The sequence below is a fragment of the Halomicrobium sp. HM KBTZ05 genome (assembly GCF_041530035.1).
Taxonomy (GTDB): Archaea; Halobacteriota; Halobacteria; order Halobacteriales; family Haloarculaceae; genus Halomicrobium.
Window position 1 is genome coordinate 1,093,004 of the sequence record NZ_CP168057.1, and the last position, 14,332, is coordinate 1,107,335.

The 14,332-nt window shown below is 66.9% G+C and carries 14 protein-coding genes; 10 read left to right on the plus strand and 4 right to left on the minus strand.

Annotated features, from left to right (window positions below; all coding sequences use genetic code 11):
• The first annotated feature begins 271 nt into the window (after window positions 1-271).
• The 9 genes from ppsA (at window position 272) to ACAH01_RS05695 (ending at window position 10,644) form a co-directional block, all read left to right on the plus strand.
• Window positions 272-2,554: a phosphoenolpyruvate synthase gene (gene ppsA, locus ACAH01_RS05655; RefSeq protein WP_170095001.1), complete on the plus strand. Its 2,283-nt coding sequence runs from the start codon at window positions 272-274 to the stop codon at window positions 2,552-2,554.
• Between the two features lie 67 nt (window positions 2,555-2,621).
• A complete protein-coding gene (locus ACAH01_RS05660) occupies window positions 2,622-3,572 on the plus strand; it encodes an RAD55 family ATPase (protein ID WP_372480522.1) in 951 nt (316 codons plus the stop codon).
• A gap of 41 nt (window positions 3,573-3,613) precedes the next feature.
• Window positions 3,614-4,663, plus strand: a complete 1,050-nt coding sequence (gene mfnA / locus ACAH01_RS05665) for a tyrosine decarboxylase MfnA (protein ID WP_372480523.1) — start codon at window positions 3,614-3,616, stop codon at window positions 4,661-4,663.
• Between the two features lie 150 nt (window positions 4,664-4,813).
• A complete protein-coding gene (locus ACAH01_RS05670) occupies window positions 4,814-5,383 on the plus strand; it encodes a VTT domain-containing protein (RefSeq protein ID WP_170094998.1) in 570 nt (189 codons plus the stop codon).
• 99 nt (window positions 5,384-5,482) lie between these two features.
• Window positions 5,483-7,612, plus strand: coding sequence for a methionine--tRNA ligase (metG, locus tag ACAH01_RS05675; protein WP_372480524.1), 2,130 nt, complete (start codon window positions 5,483-5,485; stop codon window positions 7,610-7,612).
• 44 nt (window positions 7,613-7,656) lie between these two features.
• Window positions 7,657-8,046 carry a hypothetical protein gene (locus ACAH01_RS05680; RefSeq protein WP_170094996.1) on the plus strand — a complete coding sequence of 130 codons (390 nt, stop codon included), beginning with the start codon at window positions 7,657-7,659 and terminating at the stop codon, window positions 8,044-8,046.
• A 24-nt stretch (window positions 8,047-8,070) separates the two neighbouring features.
• Complete coding sequence (locus tag ACAH01_RS05685; protein WP_372480525.1) at window positions 8,071-8,643, plus strand: NfeD family protein; 573 nt, start codon at window positions 8,071-8,073, stop codon at window positions 8,641-8,643.
• Between the two features lie 169 nt (window positions 8,644-8,812).
• Window positions 8,813-9,970 (plus strand): SPFH domain-containing protein, encoded by a 1,158-nt coding sequence (locus ACAH01_RS05690; protein ID WP_153554083.1) that lies wholly within the window; start codon window positions 8,813-8,815, stop codon window positions 9,968-9,970.
• A gap of 59 nt (window positions 9,971-10,029) precedes the next feature.
• Entirely contained in the window at window positions 10,030-10,644 is a 615-nt protein-coding gene (locus ACAH01_RS05695) for a winged helix-turn-helix transcriptional regulator (protein WP_015763936.1), read from the plus strand.
• A 124-nt stretch (window positions 10,645-10,768) separates the two neighbouring features.
• On the opposite strand, the gene ACAH01_RS05700 is transcribed toward ACAH01_RS05695, so the two are convergent.
• From ACAH01_RS05700 to ACAH01_RS05715, 4 genes are all read right to left on the minus strand, one after another.
• On the minus strand, window positions 10,769-11,011 hold the full coding sequence (locus tag ACAH01_RS05700; RefSeq protein WP_170094994.1) for a hypothetical protein: 243 nt from the start codon (window positions 11,009-11,011) through the stop codon (window positions 10,769-10,771).
• A 260-nt stretch (window positions 11,012-11,271) separates the two neighbouring features.
• Window positions 11,272-11,733: a DUF5615 family PIN-like protein gene (locus ACAH01_RS05705; protein WP_170094993.1), complete on the minus strand. Its 462-nt coding sequence runs from the start codon at window positions 11,731-11,733 to the stop codon at window positions 11,272-11,274.
• Between the two features lie 3 nt (window positions 11,734-11,736).
• The gene (gene polX, locus ACAH01_RS05710; RefSeq protein ID WP_372480526.1) at window positions 11,737-13,470 is read right to left on the minus strand and encodes a DNA polymerase/3'-5' exonuclease PolX; all 1,734 of its coding nucleotides are present in this window, start codon (window positions 13,468-13,470) and stop codon (window positions 11,737-11,739) included.
• Window positions 13,467-13,919, minus strand: a complete 453-nt coding sequence (locus tag ACAH01_RS05715; protein WP_372480527.1) for a DUF5788 family protein — start codon at window positions 13,917-13,919, stop codon at window positions 13,467-13,469. Before ACAH01_RS05715 ends, polX begins: the two co-directional genes overlap by 4 nt.
• A gap of 191 nt (window positions 13,920-14,110) precedes the next feature.
• On the opposite strand from ACAH01_RS05715, the gene ACAH01_RS05720 reads away from it, so the two are divergent.
• The gene (locus tag ACAH01_RS05720; RefSeq protein ID WP_372480528.1) at window positions 14,111-14,332 is read left to right on the plus strand and encodes a hypothetical protein; all 222 of its coding nucleotides are present in this window, start codon (window positions 14,111-14,113) and stop codon (window positions 14,330-14,332) included.

The window sequence follows — 14,332 nt, forward strand, 5'->3', positions numbered from 1 at the left end:
GCAGCGGCCTCGTACGGACGGTTCTTGCGATGCACCGGTGAGCGCTCCGTCCCAACGCTCACCGATGCGCAACGACGCCGTTCCGTCGCAGTGATCTCTCATACTGCCGGCTGTACGTTTGTGAAGCATTTCGTGACCCCGTGGTCGCGAATCTCTTGCAACAGTTACAGCCGGCAGTATCAATCCTTCTTTCGGATCCGAGTGACTCCCGCTGAAACGTGCCGGAACCGGCAACACCATAACGGTCGTTCATGATGGTACGAACGCGCACATGGCACTACGCTGGCTCGACGACATCACGGCCGACGACGTAGACAGCGTCGGCGGCAAGGCGGCATCTCTCGGTGAACTCGCGGGCGCTGGCCTCCCGGTTCCGCCCGCGTTCGTCGTTACGGCCGACACGTATCGCTCGTTCGTACAGGACACCGGTATCGAGACGGCGCTGTCCGAGACCGTCGACGTGGACACGGACGACTCCCAGGCACTGGCAGCCGCGGCCGAGCACGCACAGGAGCTGATTCTGGAGACCGCCGTCCCCGACTCGGTCCGGGACGAGCTGCTGGCGGCGTTCGACGACCTCGACCACGACGTGGTCGCGGTCCGCTCCTCGGCGACGGCGGAGGACCTCCCGGACGCCTCCTTCGCCGGCCAGCAGGAGACGTTTCTCAACGTCGGTCGGGCCGATCTGCTCGACCGAGTTCGGGAGTGCTGGGCGTCGCTGTTCACCCAGCGAGCGATCTACTACCGCCAGGAACAGGGCTTCTCTCACGACGCGGTCGACATCGCGGTCGTCGTCCAGGCGATGGTCGACGCCGACGAGAGCGGCGTGCTGTTCACGAGCCACCCCTCGACGGGAGCCGAGCGAGCCATCGTCGAGGCCGCGTGGGGACTGGGCGAGGCGGTCGTCTCCGGTGCGGTCTCGCCGGACAACTACGTCGTCGACCGCGAGAGCGGTCGGGTCGAGGAAGTCACCGTCGCCGAGAAGAAAGTGATGCACGTCCGGGACGGCGACGACACCGTCGAGCGAGCGGTCCCGGACGACAAGCGCGAGCAGCGCGTCCTGGGGACCGAGACGCTCGATCAGCTCGTCGAGATGGGCGAGCGGGTCGAAGACCACTACGGGACGCCCCAGGACGTCGAGTGGGCGATCGTCGACGACACGCTGTATCTCCTCCAGTCTCGTCCGATCACGACGATCGACGAGAGTGGGGCTACCGACGGGGCCGACGCCGGGGTCGCCGACGGCGGTGCGATGACCGGCCAGCAGGACGGCGTCCTCGTCTCCGGGCTGGGGGCGAGTCCGGGCCAGGTCGCCGGCTCGGTCCGGCTGGTCTCCAAGCTCGACCAGCTGGACAAAGTCGAACCGGGCGACATCATCGTCACGGAGATGACGACGCCGGACATGGTGCCGGCGATGGAGCGGGCCGCTGGGATCGTCACGGACCAGGGCGGGATGACCAGCCACGCGGCGATCGTCTCGCGCGAGCTTGGCGTTCCCGCGGTGGTCGGCACCGACGCCGGGACCGACCGGCTACAGGACGGTCAGGACGTGACGATCGACGGCGACAAGGGGATCGTCGAACCGGGCGCGACCGATGCTGCCGACACGCCCGACCCGTCGTCGGTCGGCGACGGCACCGACGCCGGTCCCGCTCCCAAGCCGATGACTGGCACCGAGATCAAGGTCAACGTCTCGATCCCCGCGGCCGCAGAGCGGGCGGCCGCGACCGGTGCCGACGGCGTCGGCCTGTTGCGGATCGAGCACATGATCCTCTCGACGAGCAAGACGCCCGAACGCTACGTCGAGGACCACGGCGAACGGGCCTACGTCGACGAGATCGTCGACGGCGTCCGGACCGTCGCCGAGGCGTTCTACCCGCGTCCGGTCCGGGTCCGCACGCTGGACGCGCCGACCGACGAGTTCCGCCAGCTCGACGGCGGCGAGAACGAGCCCGCCGAGCACAATCCGATGCTTGGCTATCGAGGGATCCGCCGGAGCCTCGACCGGCCGGAGACGTTCCGGCTGGAGCTGGACGCGATCGCTCGCCTGTACGATCTGGGCTACGACAACGTCGAGATCATGCTCCCGCTGGTCAACGACGCCGAAGACGTGTTGCAGGCCCGCCAGCTGCTCGAATCGGCCGGCATCGACCCCGACAAGCGAACGTGGGGCGTGATGGTCGAGACGCCGGCCAGCGCGCTGGGCATCGAGCAACTGTGCGAGACGGGGATCGACTTCGCCTCGTTCGGGACGAACGACCTCACCCAGTACACGCTCGCGGTCGACCGGAACAACGAGGCCGTCGCGGGACGCTTCGACGAGCTACACCCGGCGGTGCTCGAACTGATCGGCCGCACGATCGAGACCTGTCGCGAGCACGACGTGGCGACGAGCATCTGCGGGCAGGCCGGCTCCAAGCCCGAGATGGTCCGCTACCTCGTCAACGAGGGGGTCACCTCGATCAGCGCCAACGTCGACGCCGTCCGCGACGTGCAACAGGAGGTCAAGCGCGTCGAGCAGCGCCTCCTGCTTGAGTCGGTCCGCGAGTCGTAGCGACCCGAGTCGACTGCGGACCGCGTTTCGGGGATACTGTTTTCAGCCGGCGCGGTGGAGTGGTCGTATGGACGAACTCTCGCCGCCCGAGGCCAAGAGCGTCAGTGCGGGAGTCGAGTACGTCCCGTTCGGCATTCCGGGACTGGACGGTGCCGTCAGAGGCATCCCGACGGGCAGCGCAGTGTTGCTCGCGGGCGCGCCCGACGCCGGCAGCCACGCCTTCCTGTACACGAGCCTCGCCTCCCTCATGCTCGCGAAACACGAGCCGGCGCTGTACCCGCGACGGCTGGGCGACGCGCGCGAGGCGATCCCAGAGTGCGTCAGCTACGTCTCGCTGACTCACGACCGGGAACACATCTACAGCGAACTCGACGCCGTCCTCGACTCCGAGCAGTTCGAGGTCCTGACCGACCACCTCACCGTCGCCGACTTCTCCCAGCAGTTCCTCTCGGCCGTCGACGTGCCCGCTGCGCTGTACGACCAGCGCCGCGACGACGTGCCCGCGCCGACCGAAGACGACGACAGCGGCGTCGCCGGGCTGCTCGACGACGTGACGCTGCCGGACGAGCGCTCGACGGAGACCGACGACACCGACGACGTGTCCGCCTTGCTCGACGAGATCAGCGAGTACGTCGCCGACAGCGGCGACGACGCGATCCTCGTGATCGACGGGCTCTCGGACCTCCTCCTGGCGACGAACTTCGGGCTCGATCGCAGCGTCGTGCTCGGCTTCCTGCTGGGGTTGCGCGAAGCGGTCGTCGGCTGGGACGGGATCGCCTACGTGGTCTACGAACGCCGGGCCGCCGACGTGCGGAGCGATCCCGACATCCACGGACTGCTCCACGGCTCGGTCTTCTTCTACTCGAACGACCAGGGTCACGACACGTATCGAACCATGCGCGTCGGCTCTTTCGGCGGCGCGCTGGACACCGAACGCCAGACCGTCTTCGAGAGTTCGGTCGGGCCGGCGGGCCTCCGGGCGAAGGCGACCAAGAAGATCGGTCCGTCGAACTGGTAGGAACACAACGCCTAAAGTCGTCAAGTCCGTGTTCGTAACTGATGCAGCGGGCCGAGCCCCAGTCGTTCGAACGTGTTCTCTCGTCGATGTGTACCGAACCCCACCCGGCGGCTCGGCAGGCGGCCGAGCGGTTCCTCGCGACGAATCCGGGCGATCCGGGGACGTACGAGACGGTCGCAGACCTCGAACGCGAGGCCGTCGAGCGACTGGGAACGATCGCCGGCCTCGGCGATCCCGCGGGCTACGTCACCAGCGGCGGCACCGAGGCGAACGTGCAGGCGATCCGGATCGCGCGCAACCGCGGCGACACCGACGACCCCAACGTCGTCGCGCCGGAACACGCTCACTTCTCGTTTACGAAGGCCGCGGAGATGCTCGGCGTCGAGCTTCGGACCGCACCCGCGACCGACTACCGGGCGGACATGGACGCGATGGCCCACCTCGCGGACGACGACACCGTCGCCGTCGTCGGCGTCGCCGGCACCACCGAGTACGGCTACGTCGATCCGATCCCGGCCATCGCCGACCTCGCCGACGCCGTTGGTGCGCTCTGTCACGTCGACGCGGCGTGGGGCGGCTTCTACCTCCCCTTTACCGACCACGACTGGCACTTCGGACACGCCGACGTCGACACGCTGACGATCGACCCACACAAGGTGGGGCAGGCCGCGGTGCCGGCGGGCGGACTGCTCGCGCGCTCGCCCGATCTCCTCGACGAGCTGGCGATCGATACGCCGTACCTGGAATCGCGCAGTCAGGTCACGCTGACCGGGACGCGCTCTGGGGCCGGCGTCGCGAGCGCCGTCGCCGCCATGGACGCCCTCTGGCGGGAGGGGTACCGAGAGACCTACGAACGGGCGATGGACAACGCCGAGTGGCTCGCCGAGCAACTCGACGTGCGGGGCCACGACGTGATCGGCCCCGAACTGCCACTCGTGGCGGCGGACCTCTCGATCCCGATGACGACGGAGCTGCGAGAGCGTGGCTGGGGCGTCTCCAAGACCGGCAGCGGCGAGATGCGTGTCGTCTGTATGCCCCACGTCACCCGGTCGATGCTGCGGTCTTTCGTCGCCGATCTGGACTGGTACTGATTCTGGCGGCGTCGCTCTGTGACCGATCTCGCCACCCGAGTAGCGGATATCGCCACGGCGCAGGCGACAGTACGACGGCGACCGGGAGTATAGAGCGGTACCGACGCGACATATCAACACTTACTACGCCCCTCACGTTAGGCCCTGTCAGTGGTGCTCGATGGGTTCGTGCTGTTTCTGTCCGAGTGTGGAACAGCGACAGATCCGACGGGACTCGAAGAAGCGGTCTGTACGGCGACCGGGCCGTTCGGACTGCTCATTATCGGCGTCTACTCGTTCCTGATCGCGTTCCTGTTGCCGTTCCCGAGCGAGGTCGTTCTCGCTCCCAGCGGAACGTTGCGACTCGGCCTCTCGGAACCGGCGACGATCGCCGTCATCATCGTCGTCAGCGGGGCGGGCAAGGCCCTGGGCAGTCTCTTCGCCTTCCACATTGGCCAGGAGACCAAAGAGTACGGGCCACTGCTCTCCCTGCTGGAGCGGTCTCGGTTCGACATTCTGGGCTGGTCCGAGCGCAAGACGGTCTCGATCGCCAAGAAGTACGGCTACGCCGGCCTCGCGCTGGCGCTGTGTGTGCCTTTCTTCCCCGACACGCTCTCGATCTACGCGTTCTCGATCCTCGAAGACGACTACCTCAAGTTCGCGACTGCCACCTTCTTCGGGAGCGCCGGCCGGCTGGTCGTGACCATCGGGCTCGCCGCGGGCTTTTTCGCGATCTTCTGACACCCTCGGCCGTGCGGCGTTTTCCTCCGACACCGACGGCGGCGAGCACGCGGCTGCAAATCGGCACACTTTCCACAGCCACGGCGGTATCGATCCGATATGAGTGACCAGCAGTTCCCCACCGACAATCCCGCAGTGGTGACGGTCGGGTTGCCCTACGCGAACGGCGACCTGCACGTCGGCCACCTGCGTGGCTACGTCAACGGCGACGTGTACGCCCGCGCGCTTCGGCGCGTCGGCCAGCAGACCGCGTTCGTCTGTGGCTCTGACATGCACGGCACGCCGATCGTCGTCAACGCGGGCGAGGAGGGCGTCGATCCCGAGGCGTACGCGCTGGAGTACCACGAGACCTACGCCGAGACCTTCCCGCAGTTCAACGTCGAGTTCGACAACTACGGTCACACCCACGACGCCACGAACCAGGAACTCACCCAGGAGTTCGTCCGCTCGTGGGTCGAGCAGGACCACGTCTACGAGAAGGAGATCCAGGTGGGCTACGACCCCGAAGCCGACCAGTGGCTCCCGGACCGTCTCGTCGAGGGCACCTGTCCGTACTGTGGCGAACGGGCGCGTGGCGACGAGTGCGACGAGGGGTGTCAGCGCCACCTCGAACCCGGCGAGATCGAGGACCCAGTCTCGACGCGGACGGGCAACCCCGCCGAGTACCGCACCCGCGAACACAAGTTCCTGCGCCTGAACGACTTCCAGGAGTACCTCCAGGGCTTTCTCGACCGTCTCGACGGCACCGACAACGCCCAGAACCAGCCCCGCGAGTGGGTCGAGGGCGACCTGCAAGATCTCTGTATCACGCGGGACATCGACTGGGGAGTCGACTACCCGGCAGACGCCGACGACGAGGAGACCGAGGAAGAGCTCGTGCTGTACGTCTGGGTCGACGCCCCGATCGAGTACGTCGCCTCCACGAAGCAGTACACCGAGCGGGTCGGCGAGGACACCTACGACTGGGAGTCGGTCTGGAAGGTCGACGGCGAGGAACGTCACGGCACGGAGTGGGACGACGACTGGACCAACGAGGCCGGCGAGATCGTCCACGTGATCGGCCGGGACATCATCCAGCACCACGCCGTCTTCTGGCCGGCCATGCTCCGGGGCGCGGGCTACAACGAACCCCGCGCGATCCTCGCGACCGGGTTCGTCAACATCGACGGGAAGTCGCTCTCGACCTCCCGGAACCGCGCGGTGTGGGCCGACGAGTACCTCGACGCCGGCTTCCACCCGGATCTGTTCCGCTACTACATCGTCTCCGGGTCGGGCATCGAGACCGACGTGGACTTCTCGTGGGATCGCTTCGCCGAGCGAGTCAACGGCGAACTCGTCGGCAACGTCGGGAACTTCCTCTACCGGTCGCTGCTGTTCGCCCAGCGCAACTACGGCGGCACGCCAGACACCGAGGTCAGCGACGACGTGCGCGAACGCATCGAGGACGCCATCGAGACCTTCGAGGACGCGGTCGACGACTACGAACTGCGTGCCCTCGCCGACGTGGGTGTCGAACTCGCCGACTTCGGCAACGAGTACATCCAGCGCAACGAGCCCTGGAACCTCGTCGACGACGATCCCGAGCAGGCCCAGCAGGTGATCCGAGACTGCGTCCAGCTCTCGAAGGCCGTCGCGATCTTGCTCCAGCCGGTGCTGCCGGAGAAGGCCGAACGGATCTGGGGGCAGCTCGGCGAACAGGGCTCCGTGGCTGACGTCCCGCTCGATGCCGCACTGGCGACGCCGCCCGCCGATTTCGACGAGCCGACGGAGCTGTTCGGACAGGTCGAAGACGACCACATCGAGGGGCTGAACGATCAACTCCAGCGCCGCGTCGAGGCGGCCAGTGACGACGAGGGCGACGACGAGAGCGACGAAGACGACGAGACGGTCGAACTCGAACCGCTGGAAGACGAGCGCATCGGCTTCGAGGCGTTCGAGGGCGTCGACATGCGCGTCGGCGAGATCGTCGCCGCCGAAGACATCGCCGACTCTGACAACCTCCTCGAACTGGCGGTCGACATCGGGATCGAGACCCGGCAGGTCGTGGCCGGCCTGAAGGGGCTTCACGACGTGGACGACCTCCCCGGAACGCGGGTCGTCCTCCTCGCCAACATGGAGAAAGCGGAGCTGTTCGGGCGCGAATCCAACGGGATGATCCTCGCGGCCGGCGACGACGCCGACCTGCTGACGACTCACGAGGACTCGCCACTGGGCACCCGTATCCACTGATCGGACGCAGGGAGCTTTTGTACCACCACCTGTAATGACGGCGTATGGCAAACGACGCCGACTCCGACGACTGGAAGTTCTCGGTCGACGAGGTCGGCCCCGACGCGGAGACCGCGACGAACGGCCACGACGAGGCGGTCGAGCTGTCGAGTGAGGACGTACCGGAACCGCTGGTCGATAAGGACGAGGCCGACGCTGACGGCAACGTCGCCGGGAGTCTGCTCTCGGCCGGGCCGATCGAACCCCAAGTGGCGAGCCGCGAGAACGCTCTCTTCGTCGTTCTCGGCGTCTACCTCGCGGTCTTCGGGTTCGCGGCCATGCTCGCACCCGGCTTCGTCTCGTCGCTCCAGAACGTGCTCGTCCTCGGCGGCGGGCTCCTCGTCGTCGCCCTGCTGTCCTTCGGCGTCTTCGGACTCCTGACCCCGGAGACTTAATCCGCCGGAGGCCGTAGGTCGCGTATGTCTCTGCTCAGCGAATCGCTCTCGACGCTGCTCTTCGTCGGTGGAGCCCTGTTGCTCGTCGCCGAAGCGGTCGCTCCGGGCGCACACTTCTTCGTGCTGGGCGTCGCGCTCCTGACGGCGGGCGTCGTCGGGCTCTTCTCGCCGGTCGGGGGTGCGATCGGGATTCTCGTGCTCGCTGCCGCCGTCCTCGTGACCACCGCGCTGACGCTGTGGGGGTACCGTCGCATCGACATCTACGGCGGTGAAGGCTCTGCACAGACGCTCGACTCGGACTCGCTGCGGGGCAAGTTCGGCCGCGTCACCGAGCGAGTCACCCAGACCGACGGGGAAGTGAAGCTACAGGACGCCGGCTTCAACCCCTACTACCAGGCTCGCAGCGTCGACGGTGAGATCGAAGAGGGGGCGGAAGTGATGGTCGTCGACCCCGGCGGCGGCAACGTCGTCACCGTCGAGGTCGTCGCGGGCGGCGACGAGATCGACCGACAGCTCGAAAACGACCGCGAACAGTCGGTGACCGACGCCGAACCGGAACGCGAGTTCGACCCCGACGTCGAGTCCGACGCCGCCTGAGACGGAACGGTGTCGTTGCTTCCCGGTGAGCGCTGGGGCGGGGGAGACGCTCACCGGGACATCGCTACGACTGTCCGTACGAACGGTCACCGTGTGCGATCTGTAAGCAGAGACTACCTGTCACGACGACCGAAGGCTTTTCTTTTAGCCACCCCGAGGTTCGGACGATATGCTTCCAAGTGTCGTCCTCCAAGGAGGGGGGATCCTGTTCGTCGCAGTGGTCTTCCTCCTGCTCGCCGTCGCACTGGTGTATTCGAGCATCGTCATCATCCGCCCGTACCAGCAGGGTGCGTACACGGTCCTCGGTTCGTATCGTGGCCTCCTCGATCAGGGGATCCACTTCATCTATCCGTTCGTGTCCGACGTGACGCGGTTCGACATGCGAACCCAGACACTCGACGTGCCCCGCCAAGAGGCGATCACCCGGGACAACTCCCCGGTGACCGCCGACGCCGTCGTCTACATCAAGGTGATGGACCCGAAGAAGGCGTTCCTCGAAGTCGACAACTACGAGCGGGCCGTCTCGAACCTCGCCCAGACGACGCTCCGTGCGGTGCTGGGCGACATGGAACTCGACGACACGCTCAACAAGCGCCAGGAGATCAACTCGCGCATCCGGAAGGAACTCGACGAGCCCACCGACGAGTGGGGGGTCCGCGTCGAGAGCGTCGAGGTCCGCGAGGTCAATCCGTCGAAAGACGTCCAGCAGGCCATGGAGCAACAGACCTCCGCCGAACGGAAACGCCGTGCCATGATCCTGGAAGCGCAGGGTGAACGCCGCTCTGCCATCGAGACCGCGGAAGGTGACAAGCAGTCCAACATCATCCGCGCGCAGGGTGAAAAGCAGAGCCAGATCCTCGAAGCGCAGGGTGACGCCATCTCGACCGTGCTCCGCGCCAAATCCGCCGAGTCGATGGGCGAACGCGCGATCATCGACAAGGGCATGGAGACGCTGGAAGGGATCGGCGGCAGCGAGTCGACCACCTTCATCCTCCCCCAGGAGCTCACCTCGCTGGTGGGCCGCTACGGCAAGCACCTCACCGGCTCGGACGTGAAGGAGAACGGCCACGTGCTCGAGGGCCTGGAGTTCGACGAAGAGGCACGCGAGATGCTGGGACTCGACGACATCGAGGAGATCCTCGGTCAGATCGACCAGGAGGCCCAGGTCGACGTCGAAGAGATGGAACAGCAGGCCCAGAAGATCAAACACGGCGAAGACAGCACCGACATCCAGGACCCCAACGAGGCCATCGAGGAGATGGACCAGGAGTTCGGTGACGGCGGCAACGCCCCTGGCGACGGTAGCACCGACGAAGACGATCTGTAGGCCAGGTAGTCACCACAGTCGAAGCCGTTTTATTACTGGTGTGCGTAGCTGAACCAGACATGGGTGGGGATGGTCCGGTCGACGAATCGAAGCGTGCGACGCTGCGCCGGTTCGCCGCGCTCGGTGCGGCGGGTCCGCTGGCGCGTTTCTCTGACAGCGACGGGGACTCCGAGAGCGACGCCCGCGAAGCGATCGCGGGCTACGTCTCGACGACGCCCGGCGCGCACTTCTCGAAGATTAGAGACGACCTCCAGCTCGGGACCGGCGAGAGCCAGCATCACCTCCGGCAACTGGCCGAGGACGGACGGATCGACAGCTACCGCGACGGCGACTACCGGCGCTTTTTCGCGGCCGGACAGTTCTCCGAGCGGGAGATGGTCGTGTTGAGCTATCTCCGCCGCGAGACGCCGCGTGGGATGCTCGTCGCGCTGCTGAGAGATCCGTCGGCGACGGGCGGGGACCTGGCGGCGACGCTGGACGTGTCTCGGCCGACCGTCAGCAAGTACGCGAGCGAACTGGAGAGTGTGGGCCTGCTCTCGCGAGACGACGGCTACGCGGTCGAAGAGCCAGAAACCGTCCTGACGCTGCTCGTTCGCTACGCGGACTCCTTCGGTGAGCACGCGGCCACGCTCGCTACCGAGGCGGCCGATCTCGTCTCGTACGATCCGGAGTGAGACGGCGAACTGTCGTCGTTTTCCGGTCGACTACAGGTCGCTGCCGGGGGGCGTGACCGACAGCCGGCCGTCGGGGCACTGACTGGGGGCACTCCGAGAAGCGACGAACGAGTTCGACGAGCGGTCAGCAGGTGACCTTCCACGTCGTCGCCGAGGAGTAGCCCCACTTCTCGACGTCGACGTCGAACTCGCCGTCTTCGATGGCCGTCATGTTCGTCCCGACTTCCTTCGCGGAGAGACCGAGTTCGTTGCCGATGAGCCGGGACTTGAAGTACGTCTGTGTGTCGGCGTTGTCTCGCAGGAACTCGAGGATGCGGCGCTGTTTCTCCGAGAGGCGCGTGTCGGCCGTCGTCGCTGTCGTGCTCATACACCATCGTTCGGATCAGATACTCTTAGGGGGTTTGGTACGGTCGGTTAACCCGCTGCCGTCTTGCGATTTTTGCGTCGGCTCGGCCGGCCGGTCCGTGCTCACTCCGCTCTGAGTGGGGCGGTTGGTACGGGTGGGTAACACCCGCATACCGGCCCGTGATGATACAGAGTCGTCGACGTTTACCCAGTCGACGACACGACAGCGTGCGGTCGATCTGGTAACGATCTACAACAACCCGTCTCGTACAGCCGGTAGTATCAGTCCTCGATTCCGGCGATCGTCTCGGCCACGTCGTCCCAGTGGCTCCCTCGCCAGAAGTGCTGTCCGCAGGCTCGACAGCGCCACACGTCCGTCTCGTCGGGCTCCGGTGCGTAGTCGGGCGTCGAGCGGTCGGGGTCGACGGCGTCCAGTCGCCCGTTGCAGTCGCCACAGTACGCGGGTTCGTCATCGACGGCGAGTTCGAAGCCCGCCGCCGACAGCGCCGAGAGCTGTGTCTCGATCGTTCGGCCGTCGAGCAAGATCGCGTCGGGACTCCGACTCGCGAGGTCGCGATCCCTGGTGACGATCCGTCGCCCTTCGCGCCGGGCCAGCGCGAGGAGCGCCTCGTCCGGCGCGTCCGGGGCGATGTCCCGATCGAGCGCGTAGGCGGCGTCGTAGCCACACATCCGCAGGTACGTCGCGAGCTTCCCACACATCACGTCGAGCAAGAGGTCGGTCATCGGTCAGTGGAGGAACGACCGCACGTCGTCGACGTGCCACGCGTTGAGTACGTCCGCGGGCTCGGCCCAGCCGCGTCGGCCGGTGTGGACGCCGTACCTGAGGCTGTCGAAGCCGGCCGGCGAGTGCGCGTCGGTGTCGATGGCGACGGTCGCGCCGGCCTCGATCGCCGTCTTGACGGCGCTGCCAGCGAGGTCCAGTCGCGCCGGGTCGGCGTTGATCTCCAGTGCCGTGCCGTGGTCGGCGGCGACCGTCGCCAGCCGCGATACGTCCACGTCGAGGCCCGGACGGCGGTTGAGGTAGCGACCGGTCGGGTGGCCGACGACGTCGACGGCCGGGTGTCGGGCCGCCGCGACCAGCCGCTCGGTGCCGTCGCCGTCGAGCGCGGCGTGGGGCGAGGCCACCACGAGGTCGAGGTCGGACAGCAGGTCGTCGCCGACCGACACCGTTCCGTCGGCCGCGACGTTGGCCTCGACGCCCGCGAACACGTCGATCGCGGCGTCGTCGGCCGCCGCCCGGATCTCGCCGAGCTGGTCGCGCAGTTCCTCGTCGTCGAGGCCGACGCCGCCGACCATCCCCGGCCCGGTGGCGTGGTCCGTGATCGCGAGGTAGTCGTGGCCGAAGGCGGCCGCCCCCTCGATCATCTCCGCGACGGTGGCGCGGCCGTCCGACCAGGTAGTGTGCGTGTGGAGGTCGCCGCGAATATCGCTCGTCTCGACGAGGTCCGGCAGCTCCCCTTCGACCGCGGCCTCGATCTCGCCGCGGTTCTCTCGGAGTTCTGGGGGGACCCAGTCCATCTCCAGCGGATCGTACATCGACGCTTCGGTCTCGCCGCCGATCTTCTCGCCGGCCCGCTGGTCGTCGTCTTCGACGCCGGCCACGTCGAAGATGCCGTACTCGTTGACCTTCAGGTCGCGCTCGATCGCGCGGTTCCGGACGGCGACGTTGTGGGCCTTGCTCCCGGTGAAGTACTGGAGGGCAGCCCCGAACTCCTCGGGGACGACGACGCGCAGATCGATCCGGACGCCGTCGGCCCGCAGGCTCGCCTTCGTGTCGCCGGCCTCGATGACGCTGTCGGCCTCGGGCCAGTCGGTGAACGCCGCGACGACCCGCTCGGCGTCGTCGCTGCCGACCAGCACGTCCACGTCGCCGATCGTCGCCCGCCAGCGTCGCAGCGAGCCCGCGAGCTCGACCGACGCGACCGCGTCGACGGCGTCGAGGTACTCGACGACACGCTCGCCGTTGGGACGGGCGTCTCCGAGCAACTGCCGTTCGTGGGCCTCGCGGGCGAAGTCGATGCCGTCGAGGATGTTCTGCTCGGTCTTGGCTCCGAACCCCTTTACCGTCTGGATGTCGCCGGCCTCGGCGGCCGCTTCGAGGTCGTCGAGCGTCTCGATCCCCAGTTCCTCGTACAGCGTCCCGGCGGTCTTGGGGCCGACGCCCTCGACGCCGGTGATCGCCGCCATGTCGAGGGGGTACTCCTCGCGCAGCTCGTCGAGTTCCGCGATCGCTCCGGTCTCGACGTACTCGACGACCTTGCTCGCGATGGCGTCGCCGACGCCGTCGATCTCGCCGACGGCGTCCTCGCCCTCCTGGGCGAGGCTCTCCACTGCCTGCGGGTACTCGCGGATGTTCTCCGCGGCGCGGCGATACGCGCGTGGCTTGTAGTCGACGCCCTTCGCGTCCAGCAGGTCCGCGAAAGCCTCGAACTGCCGGGCGATCTCGTCGTTGCGACTCATCGGCCGCGACTCGCCCTCCCGGTACCGGAGTCGGCGTCTTCGTGGCCCAGCGCCTTCTTGAGGAACTGCATCCAGCGTTTCTTGTCGGCGGCTTCCTTGGCCTGGGCCTCCTGCTCGATATCGGCCGGCCCGAGCTGTTCGAGGGCGTTCAGCGCCCGGTCGATCCCGATGATCGAGTTCGCGAGGCGCTCTCCCTGCCCGAACGTGATGTCGTCGTCCTCGATGCGCTGTTTGCGCTGGCGGCGCTCGCGCCGAAGGTTGCGCTTGGCGTTCTCGACGCGCTCGCGTTCCCCGGCGGGGATCGTGTCCCGGCGCTTGATCTCGAAGACGAACGACTGGAGTTCGATCGTCTCGCCTTGCACCTCGATTGCTTCGGGGATGTCCACGCCGACCGTCGCGCTCTCCCGGCCGATGCGTTCGAGCAACTGCTCGCGCTCGAAGTCTTTCACGTGGTCGCCTTCGGTCGGGAGGGTCTTACTCGCTTCGCCCGCCGCTGCCCGGACCGCCCTCGTGCCGGCTCGGACACCGGCGGGCTCGTCGCACCGACATAGGGAATGGAGAGAACGACCCAAGGCATAATATCACACACTGGGGACAAACTTTTGCAGCAACCCTCTGCTATAAATACCGGCGTGATCGTATGCTCAAATGCAAAATCTGTGGCGACCGATACGCGAAGCAGTTCGGACAGTGTGCCAAGTGTACTGCAAAGATCGGCAAGAAAAAGAAAAAGAACTGTACCGGTAGCGGCTGTGGGAAGACGATCGTAAAAAAGATCACCAAGTCTGCGATCCGGAAGGGCGTCATGGAGACTGTCTGCCCTGGCTGTGGGATCACCGTCGAGTTCAGCGTCGATCTCTGA

What these genes read in the sequence shown, in the direction of transcription:
- ppsA (WP_170095001.1), top strand. Translation starts at nt 272, where the DNA reads ATGGCACTACGCTGGCTCGACGACATCACGGCCGACGACGTAGACAGC.
- ACAH01_RS05660 (WP_372480522.1), top strand. Translation starts at nt 2,622, where the DNA reads ATGGACGAACTCTCGCCGCCCGAGGCCAAGAGCGTCAGTGCGGGAGTC.
- mfnA (WP_372480523.1), top strand. Translation starts at nt 3,614, where the DNA reads ATGCAGCGGGCCGAGCCCCAGTCGTTCGAACGTGTTCTCTCGTCGATG.
- metG (WP_372480524.1), top strand. Translation starts at nt 5,483, where the DNA reads ATGAGTGACCAGCAGTTCCCCACCGACAATCCCGCAGTGGTGACGGTC.
- ACAH01_RS05680 (WP_170094996.1), top strand. Translation starts at nt 7,657, where the DNA reads ATGGCAAACGACGCCGACTCCGACGACTGGAAGTTCTCGGTCGACGAG.
- ACAH01_RS05685 (WP_372480525.1), top strand. Translation starts at nt 8,071, where the DNA reads ATGTCTCTGCTCAGCGAATCGCTCTCGACGCTGCTCTTCGTCGGTGGA.
- ACAH01_RS05690 (WP_153554083.1), top strand. Translation starts at nt 8,813, where the DNA reads ATGCTTCCAAGTGTCGTCCTCCAAGGAGGGGGGATCCTGTTCGTCGCA.
- ACAH01_RS05695 (WP_015763936.1), top strand. Translation starts at nt 10,030, where the DNA reads ATGGGTGGGGATGGTCCGGTCGACGAATCGAAGCGTGCGACGCTGCGC.
- ACAH01_RS05700 (WP_170094994.1), bottom strand. Translation starts at nt 11,011, where the DNA reads ATGAGCACGACAGCGACGACGGCCGACACGCGCCTCTCGGAGAAACAG.
- ACAH01_RS05705 (WP_170094993.1), bottom strand. Translation starts at nt 11,733, where the DNA reads ATGACCGACCTCTTGCTCGACGTGATGTGTGGGAAGCTCGCGACGTAC.
- polX (WP_372480526.1), bottom strand. Translation starts at nt 13,470, where the DNA reads ATGAGTCGCAACGACGAGATCGCCCGGCAGTTCGAGGCTTTCGCGGAC.
- ACAH01_RS05720 (WP_372480528.1), top strand. Translation starts at nt 14,111, where the DNA reads ATGCTCAAATGCAAAATCTGTGGCGACCGATACGCGAAGCAGTTCGGA.